We start from the raw sequence: 1,717 nt of genomic DNA, 5'->3' as shown, positions 1-1,717 counted from the left end.
GAGAAGCGGTCGTAGCCGTAGAGACGGGCAAATTCCTCAATCAGGTCGATCTCCCGTTCGACATCCCGCAGGCGGTAGGGGGGAACAGTTACCTGCCAAACGCAGCAGGCCACGCTCGCTGTCTCCGTAGAAGGGAGGGAGGGAGCCTCCGGGGCAACTTTCTGACAGCGGGAAAGCTGAAAGCCCAGAGCCGACAAGATTTCCTCCACCTCCTCTGGCCGCACCTCTTCCCCCAACACGTCGATGAGGCGCGACAGCCGCAGCTTCAGGGTACGCTCTAAGGGCGGACGTTGATCAAAGGTAGTGAGGCCAACCACCGATCCTCCCGCCAGCCCCAAAATCAACTGCACCGCCCGATCCCGCGCCAGGTCGAGGGTAGCAAAATTAACCCCCCGCTCGTAGCGGGCCGAGGCTTCTGTGCGCAGCCCCTGCGAGCGGGCCGAGCGGCGCGTCACCACTGGGTCAAAGAGGGCTGCCTCCAAAAAAATGCTAGTGGTGGCCGAGCTCACTTCTGTCTCTTCTCCCCCCATCACACCTGCTAGGGCTACCGGCTGGCCGCCGGCCACGATGAGATGGCTTTCAGGGTGCAAGGTGCGGGTTTGGCCGTCCAGGGTTTTTAGGGTTTCTCCCGCCTGGGCAAAGCGCACCTCAATGGTGGGCTTCTTCCTGCCCATGATTTGGAGCAGGCGATCCCAGTCGAAGGCGTGCAGGGGCTGGCCCCATTCCAGCAAGATCAAGTTGGTAACATCCACAACATTGTTGATGGAGCGCATGCCAGCGGCGGCCAGGCGATGCTTTAGCCAGTCGGGAGAAGGGCCGACCTTCACTCCCTCAATCAACACGCCACTGTAGGCGGGGCAGGCCTTGGCGTCGGCAATGCGCAATTTGAAATTGGGGATGGGCTTGGCCTGTAGGGGCTGAACTGGTGGCAGGCGCAGCGGGTTGCGGGTGAGGGCGGCCACCTCGCGGGCAATCCCCACCATGCTCAGAGCATCGGCGCGGTTGGCGGTGGAAGTGAGATCCAACACCACATCATCCAGGCCCAGCAGCGGGCGGGCGTCAGACCCCAGCGGGTACAGGTTGAGATCCAAATCAGGCGGAAATTCGTGGATCCCTTCCGAAACCCTCTCCAGCCCCAGCTCAGCCAAAGAGCAGATCATGCCTTCCGAGATCACTCCCCGCTTCTCTGCTTTGGCGATGGTCAGGTTCACAGCGGGCAGATGAGTGCCCGGCGTGGCCACAGGCACGAGGAGGCCAGCGCGGGCGTTGGCCGCTCCGCAGACGATGGTGGCCGGTTGCTCGGAGCCCAAGTCCACCTGGCAAACGCGCAGCTTGTCAGCATTGGGATGGGGCTCGGCGGCTAGGATCTTGCCCAGCACCACCCCTTCAGCCCAACTGCGGCGATCTTCAATCTCCTCCACCTCAAACCCCACCAGGGTGAGGGCTTCTGCCAATTCTTCCGGGGAAAGCTCAAAGTCCACCAATTCCCGCAGCCACTTCAAGGAAATGCGCATCGCTGAGCCATCGCTGCAAACGCCGCACCCATTATCGCTCACTCCGAGTCCGGGCCAAAGGCAAGCAAGGCGCGCAAACTTCCCCTCGCAGGTAAGATGGTTACGCCATGCTGAGGTGCTGGCACCGAGGCGAGACAGCGCGTATTTCAGGCTGTGGATGTGGGTATGGGACAACGGCAACTCTTGCGCAGGATCCTGATCGG

At 62.0% G+C, this 1,717-nt stretch carries 1 protein-coding gene; it reads right to left on the bottom strand.

The window, feature by feature from the left end; all coding sequences use genetic code 11:
- Positions 1–1,514, bottom strand: a 1,514-nt coding sequence (gene pheT / locus NW835_RS13515) for a phenylalanine--tRNA ligase subunit beta (protein ID WP_414415554.1), incomplete at its 3' end; no start/stop codon positions are given.
- Positions 1,515–1,717 lie beyond the last annotated feature (203 nt).

The sequence above is a fragment of the Synechococcus sp. OH2 genome, assembly GCF_047462155.1.
In the GTDB taxonomy this organism is placed as follows: Bacteria; Cyanobacteriota; Cyanobacteriia; order Thermostichales; family Thermostichaceae; genus Thermostichus.
The sequence above is the reverse complement of the archived record's forward strand: the minus strand, read 5'-3'. Positions and strand labels throughout refer to the sequence as shown.